At 72.0% G+C, this 6,128-nt stretch carries 6 protein-coding genes and 1 pseudogene; 2 read left to right on the forward strand and 5 right to left on the reverse strand.

Translation table 11 applies throughout. From position 1 onward, the window contains the following. From WYO_RS32095 to hrpB, 5 genes and pseudogenes are all read right to left on the reverse strand, one after another. Window positions 1-156 (reverse strand): annotated as a pseudogene (locus WYO_RS32095) (CoA pyrophosphatase); the annotation flags it as partial. Further along, window positions 153-737, reverse strand: a complete 585-nt coding sequence (locus WYO_RS04000) for a DUF1285 domain-containing protein (protein ID WP_007559332.1) — start codon at window positions 735-737, stop codon at window positions 153-155. The pseudogene WYO_RS32095 and the gene WYO_RS04000, both read right to left, overlap by 4 nt. Window positions 738-944: 207 nt before the next feature. Next, a complete protein-coding gene (locus WYO_RS04005) occupies window positions 945-2,096 on the reverse strand; it encodes an SMP-30/gluconolactonase/LRE family protein (RefSeq protein ID WP_244424052.1) in 1,152 nt (383 codons plus the stop codon). 139 nt (window positions 2,097-2,235) lie between these two features. After that, window positions 2,236-2,661, reverse strand: coding sequence for a PaaI family thioesterase (locus tag WYO_RS04010; protein ID WP_007559336.1), 426 nt, complete (start codon window positions 2,659-2,661; stop codon window positions 2,236-2,238). A gap of 46 nt (window positions 2,662-2,707) precedes the next feature. Continuing rightward, the gene (gene hrpB / locus WYO_RS04015; RefSeq protein WP_007559338.1) at window positions 2,708-5,158 is read right to left on the reverse strand and encodes an ATP-dependent helicase HrpB; all 2,451 of its coding nucleotides are present in this window, start codon (window positions 5,156-5,158) and stop codon (window positions 2,708-2,710) included. A 253-nt stretch (window positions 5,159-5,411) separates the two neighbouring features. On the opposite strand from hrpB, the gene WYO_RS04020 reads away from it, so the two are divergent. Both WYO_RS04020 and WYO_RS04025 read left to right on the forward strand, forming a co-directional pair. After that, window positions 5,412-5,645 (forward strand): hypothetical protein, encoded by a 234-nt coding sequence (locus WYO_RS04020; protein ID WP_007559340.1) that lies wholly within the window; start codon window positions 5,412-5,414, stop codon window positions 5,643-5,645. Between the two features lie 107 nt (window positions 5,646-5,752). Continuing rightward, on the forward strand, window positions 5,753-6,128 hold a 376-nt coding region (locus tag WYO_RS04025; RefSeq protein ID WP_007559342.1), incomplete at its 3' end, for a hypothetical protein.

Raw genomic sequence — 6,128 nt, forward strand, 5'->3', positions numbered from 1 at the left:
GGCCCGCCGATGTGGCGGCGGCGGGATCACGGCGCTGCCGTCCGGGTCGAGGCTGTGATCGCCGCGGGGATTCGAGGTCGGGTCGTCCGGGCCCGGCGGGTCCGGCGACAGGTGGGACGCGGCGCGGGCGAGGAAATCGGCGCGCGTGTCGCTCACGCGGCCTCGGCCGGGGCGATGGTGTGGAAGATGCCGCCGGCCCAGAGGCCGAGCCACGGCCGCCCGTCGATCACGCGCTCCTCTGCGAGATCGACCAGATCGTAGGTGAGCGCCCGGGTCACCCGGGCCCAGAGCCCACGGCGGACATGGAGATAGGGCTTCAACGCCCCGTCCGGGCCCTGCTCGAAGCGCAAGGCATGCTCGGAATCGACGCTCACGAGGTCGTCGACATTGGTCCGAAACGAGATCCGCCGGCCCTGCCCTTCGCCGTCGACCGCCATCTCCACGGCCACGAAGGCGGCATCCTCCACGGTGATGCCGACGCTCTCCACCGGGGTAACCAGCACGACCCGCCCGTCCGGCTCGCGCCGCAGGATCGAGGCGAACAGCTTGACCAGCTTCTCCCGGCGGATCGGGGAGCCGTTGTGGTGCCAGGTCCCGTCCGCGGCGATGCGGATGTCGATGGGGCCGCAATAGGGCGGATTCCACTTGTCGACCGGCGGCAGCCCGCGCTTGGGCAGGTCACCCAGGGCGGCGCTGAGGCGGCTCAAGGTCGGGTCGGGGGCGGGATCCTCGCTCATGCCCGTTACAGATAGCGCTTCTGCGGCCCCGCAACCACGGTTGGATTGTGACGTGTCGCCCTCGTCCGCCGCCTGCACCGCCGCAGCGCGCGCAGGCCGGCTAGACGGATGTCCTCCTCCCCGTCCTCATGCTTGAGGAGCCTGAGTTGGATAGAGGCTCCAAAGAACCTCTCGAAAGGCGGCGCCTGCCCGACCCGCCCTCCCCGCTCAGGCCGGTCCCGCCCCCTGCGTGTTCACGTAGACCGCGTAGAGCGACTGGCTCGCGGTCATGAACAGGCGGTTACGCTTCGGACCGCCGAAAGTGAGGTTGCCGCAGACCTCCGGTAGGCGGATGCGGCCGATCAGCTTGCCCTGCGGGTTCCAGACCGTGACGCCGTTGTAACCGACGGCGCGGCCCGCGTTGCTCGCCACCCAAAGGTTGCCGTCGACATCGGTCCGCATCCCGTCGGGGCCGCATTTCACGCCGTCGACGACGCAGTCCGAGAACAGCCGCCGGTTCGACAGGCTGGCGCCGGTCCCGACATCGAAGGCGTATACCTCGCCCTTGCCGCCGGGGCCGGTATCGCCCGGGCCCTTGCCGGTGGAGGAGAGGTAGAGCGTCTTGTGATCGGGCGAGAAGCACAGGCCGTTCGGGTTCGGCACCTGCGCGTCGGTCAAGACCTGGTCGACCCGGCCGGTGGGATCGATCCGGTAGAGCGCGTTGGGAAGCGCGCGCTTGCTCGTCCGGAGACCGGCCGGTTGGCCGAGCCGCGGATTGAGATGGCCCTGCGGGTTCGAGGGGCCGCCCGCCTCGTCCGGCGTGCCCTCGTACAGAAGGCCGCCATAGGGCGGATCGGTGAACCAGTAGGACCCGTCGGCGTGCTGCTCGACGTCGTTGGGGGAATTGAACGGCTTGCCGTCGAACTGGTCGGCCAGGATCGTGGCGGAGCCGTCGAGCTCGTAGCGCACCACCCGGCGGGTGATGTGCTCGCAGGAGATCTGGCGGCCCTGGCGGTCGAAGCTGTTGCCGTTCGAGTTGTTGCTGTGGCTGCGGAAGACGCCGACATGGCCGTCCTCCTCCAGCCAGCGCATCTGCCGGCCGTTCGGGATGTCGCTCCAGATCAGGAAGCGGCCGAGGCTGTTCCAGGCCGGCCCTTCGGCCCAGAGCGCGCCGGTCCAGAGACGGCGAATCGCGCTGTTGGGGACGATGTAACGCTCGAAGGACGGATCGACCGTGATCACGTCGGGATCGTTGAAATAGGTACTCGGCGATGCGCCGGGCCGGAAGTCCCGCGGCGGGTTGGTCACCGTGCTCGGCGGTTCCGGCTGGCCGAAGGCGCTCGTGGCGGAAGCCAGAGCAGCGCCGGCGCCGACAAGCATCGCGCGCCGGGACGGCAATGCGAGCCCAGTCTTGATGGCATCAACCTGCGGTTGCCGCATGACGTTCCTCCCCATCTGCCGACCGTTTGTCGATCTCGATCTTGGCGATCGCGGCATTATGGCGCGGAACGTCTGGCGATCAACCGGGCTTGCGCCGCAGGATCTTCCAGACGCCGTCCGCCGACGCCACGAGGCGCGTTCCCTCCCAGACATCGCCGCGCATGAACACCAGGGAGCCGGTGCGCTTGACCACCTGGGGATGCACCACGATCCAGTCGCCGAGACGGCCGACATCGATGAACTTCATCTCGAGCTGGATCGTCACGCAGTTCGCACCATCCGCCGCCCGCATCGCGGTCTCGCCCAGCGCGCGGTCGGCGAAGCTCATCAGCATGCCGCCATGGACAACGCCGATCAGGTTGGCGTGCTTCTGCTCGGCCCGGAACGCGTAGGCGCCGTCCGCGGCTCGGACATGCAGGGGGCCGACATGGGCGATGAACCCGTGGTCCTCCACCTCCGCCCAGCCCTCGGATGCCGGATCGAACGTCTTCGGGTCGGTCGTCATCGCGTCGCGTCCGTCCTGTCGTTGAGAGGGTCGATGCCCCGCGGACTTACGTCCCGCGCGGCTTCGCGCGCCGGGTCGGGGCCTCGGCCAGCGGGTCCTCCGGCCAGGGGTGGCGCAGGTAGCGCCCGCGCATCTCCGCCCGCACCGCCGCCCAGGAACCGCGCCAGAAGCCCGGGAGATCCCGGGTGATCTGGATCGGGCGGTGCGCCGGCGACAGCAGGTGCAGGACGAGGGGGCGGCCGCCCGCGGTCGGGTGCCGGTCGAGGCCGAACAATTCCTGGACCCGGACGGCCAGGACCGGCTCGGCCTCGGTGTAATCGACCGGGATGCGCGAGCCGGTGGGCACCTCGACATGGGTCGGCGCCGCGGCGTCGAGACGGCCGCGCAGCTGCCAGGGCAGAAGGTCCTGCAGGGCGCCGGCGAGGTCGTCCGGGGTGATCGCCGCCAGGGCGTTGCGCCCGACGAGGGCCGGCGCCAGCCAGGTTTCGGCGCTCTCGGCCAGGGCGGCGTCCGACAGGTCCGGCCAATCCCCGCCCTCCGCGGCGCGCAGGAACCGCACCCGGGCGCGCCATTGCGACAGGCCCGGGGTCCAGGGCAGGCGGTCGAGGCCGAGGCCGACGATGCCGCGGGCCAGGATCGCTGCGGACTCCGCATCGGCCGGGACCGGCAACGGCCGCTCGCCGAGATTGACCGCGCCCAGACGCCGGACCGCCCGGGCCCGCAGGGCGGCGGCTTGCGGATCGAAGGTCACCTCGGTGCGGGCCTCGATCCGGTCGGCGAACAGCCGTTCGATCGCCTCGGCCTCGATGGTGGCGGCCGCCAGGATGCGCGCATTGCCGGCGGCGCCCGCGAGGTCGGCGATCACCAGATAGGTCTCCCGGGCGAGCGGGCTCGCCGGGTCGAGACGGCCGGCGCGACCGCTGGCCATCACGAATTCGCCCTCCCGGCCCCGGGCTCGGGCGACCCGGTCCGGATAGGCCAGAGCCAGCAGCGGGCCGGCCGCTTCCCGGTCGTCCTGCTGGGCGCCCCCGGCGATCCGCGCCCAGTTCTCGGCCAGGCGCCGCATATCCGCGGCCCGGCCGCCCCGGTCCCGGCGGAAGCGCTCCACCCGCTCGTCGAGATCGATGCCGTCGCCGCCGAGCCCGCGCTCGACCAGCACTGCCGCGAGGTCGGCGGCCCGCGCCTGGCCCGTCCCGGCCGCCACCGTCACCATCCGGGCCAGCCGCGGCGGCAGCGGCAGGGCGCGCAGTTTCGTGCCGATCTCGGTGAGCCGCCCGTCGGAATCGAGCGCCCCGAGGGCGCCGAGCATGGCGCGGGCCTCCGTGAGCGCGGCCGCAGGGGGCGGGTCGAGGAAGTTGAGCGTGCGCGGGTCGGTGACGCCCCAGGCGGCGCAGTCGAGCAGCAGCCCGGCGAGGTCCGCCGACAGGATTTCGGGCCGGGTGAACGGTTCGAGCGCGTTGGTGCCGGCCTCGGACCACAGCCGCCAGCACAGCCCCGGCTCCGTCCGGCCGGCGCGGCCCCGGCGCTGATCCACCGAGGCGCGCGACGCCCGGGCGGTCACCAGCCGGGTCAGACCGAGCCCCGGCTCGTAGACCGGTACCCGGGCGAGGCCGGAATCGACCACGATCCGCACGCCCTCGATGGTCAGGGAGGTCTCGGCGATGCTGGTGGCGAGCACGACCTTGCGGGTTCCGGGCGCCGCCGGCGCGACGGCGCGGTCCTGCTCGGCCGGGGTCAGCGCGCCGTAGAGCGGAGCGAGCTGGACCTCCGGCCCGACCTTGTCGGCCAGGAGATCGTGGGTCCGGCGGATCTCGGCCTGTCCGGGCAGGAACACCAGCACCGAGCCTGGATCCGCCCGCAGCGCTCGCAGGGTCACCTCGGCGACCGAATCCTCGATCCGCCGGTTCGGGTCGCGCTCGGCGTAGCGGGTCTCCACCGGGAAGGCCCGGCCCTCGGAGGCCACGACCGGGGCATCGCCGAGCAGCCGCGCGACCCGGGCGCCGTCCAGGGTCGCCGACATGACCAGGATGCGCAGATCCTCGCGCAACCCGCCCTGCGCGTCGCACGCGAAGGCCAGGCCGAGATCGGCGTCGAGGGAGCGCTCGTGGAATTCGTCGAATAGGACTGCGCCGACGCCGGCGAGCTCCGGATCTTCGAGGATCATGCGCGTGAACACGCCCTCGGTGACCACCTCGATCCGGGTCTTCGCCGAGATCTTCGACCCGAGCCGGACCCGCAGGCCGACCGTGCCGCCGACCACCTCACCGAGGGTCTGCGCCATCCGGGCGGCGGCGGCCCGGGCCGCGAGGCGACGCGGCTCCAGCAGGATGATCTTTTTCGCGCCCAGCCAGGGTGCGTCGAGCAGGTCCAAGGGGACGCGCGTGGTCTTGCCGGCGCCGGGGGGCGCCACCAGCACGGCGGCGTTCCGGGCGGCGAGCGCGCTGCGCAATGCGGGGAGCGCTGCCTCGATCGGCAGTGCGGGTGTCGGGCCGGCCATCGCCTCCGCTGATGGCCCGGTCGGCGCCGTGGCGCAACCGTCCCGCTGACGGGGAGCACGCGATTCCCCGGGATGGGATCCGCGAGCCTGCCGGGCCGGCGTGAACAGGCCTATCCACAGCCCGCGAGTAGCCAAATCCCCGTTATCCACAGGGTTGACGGGCGGTCGCGATGGGGCGGCCGGGCCCGTTGACGAAACGTTAACCCTTCTGGCTTGTTCTCTCTTCGTTCCGGCAGCAACGAAGGAGATCCCGATGCTGACCCAGGCCCTCGCCGCCCAGAAGGACCATGCCTGCCCGGTCGACGCGATCAGCCGCGCCTATCTCGGCTTCGCCGACGGCGACGCGGGCATCGCGCTCCGCTGCGCCATCGCCGACGCCCTGTCCGACCTGATGGATGCCGAGCGGCGCACCCGCGAGCGCAGCCGTCTGATCTCGCGCGGCTACATCCGGGAAGCACCGGCGACCGCCGCGCCGGTCGAAAGCTGAACAGAAGCTGCAAGCCCATTTCAGCGTCGATGCAGCGAATCCTAGGCATTCTGTCTTCCGTGATCGGGATCGCCCCGGCGGTCCCGCGCTGCATTCGGAGTCAGGTTATGAGACGGATCGCTGTGCTTTCGGCCGCCGCGCTGATCGGCGCGGGGACCCTCGCTTCCACCGCCGCCGAGGCCCGCGGCGGCGGCGCCATCGCGGCGGGCATCATCGGCGGCTTGGCGGCCGGCGCCCTGATCGGCGCTGCGGCCCAGGCCGCCCCCGCCTACAGCTATTCCTACGGCACCCCGTATGACGGCTACGGGCCGACGCCCGTGGTCGTCCGGCCCCGCCCGGTCTACCGCGCCTACGAGGAGGTGGAACCGGTCTACGCGACGCGACGGGTCGTCACCTACGAGCGCGTTCCGGTCGGCTACGGCCATCGCCGCTGGCGCGACGACTGGGATTGCGACGACGATTACGGCTACCGCCGCCACTACC

The sequence above is a fragment of the Methylobacterium sp. GXF4 genome, assembly GCF_000272495.1.
Lineage (GTDB): Bacteria > Pseudomonadota > Alphaproteobacteria > Rhizobiales > Beijerinckiaceae > Methylobacterium > Methylobacterium brachiatum.

What these genes read in the sequence shown, in the direction of transcription:
- hrpB (WP_007559338.1), bottom strand. Translation starts at nt 5,158, where the DNA reads ATGGCCGGCCCGACACCCGCACTGCCGATCGAGGCAGCGCTCCCCGCA.
- WYO_RS04005 (WP_244424052.1), bottom strand. Translation starts at nt 2,096, where the DNA reads ATGCTTGTCGGCGCCGGCGCTGCTCTGGCTTCCGCCACGAGCGCCTTC.
- WYO_RS04020 (WP_007559340.1), top strand. Translation starts at nt 5,412, where the DNA reads ATGCTGACCCAGGCCCTCGCCGCCCAGAAGGACCATGCCTGCCCGGTC.
- WYO_RS04000 (WP_007559332.1), bottom strand. Translation starts at nt 737, where the DNA reads ATGAGCGAGGATCCCGCCCCCGACCCGACCTTGAGCCGCCTCAGCGCC.
- WYO_RS04010 (WP_007559336.1), bottom strand. Translation starts at nt 2,661, where the DNA reads ATGACGACCGACCCGAAGACGTTCGATCCGGCATCCGAGGGCTGGGCG.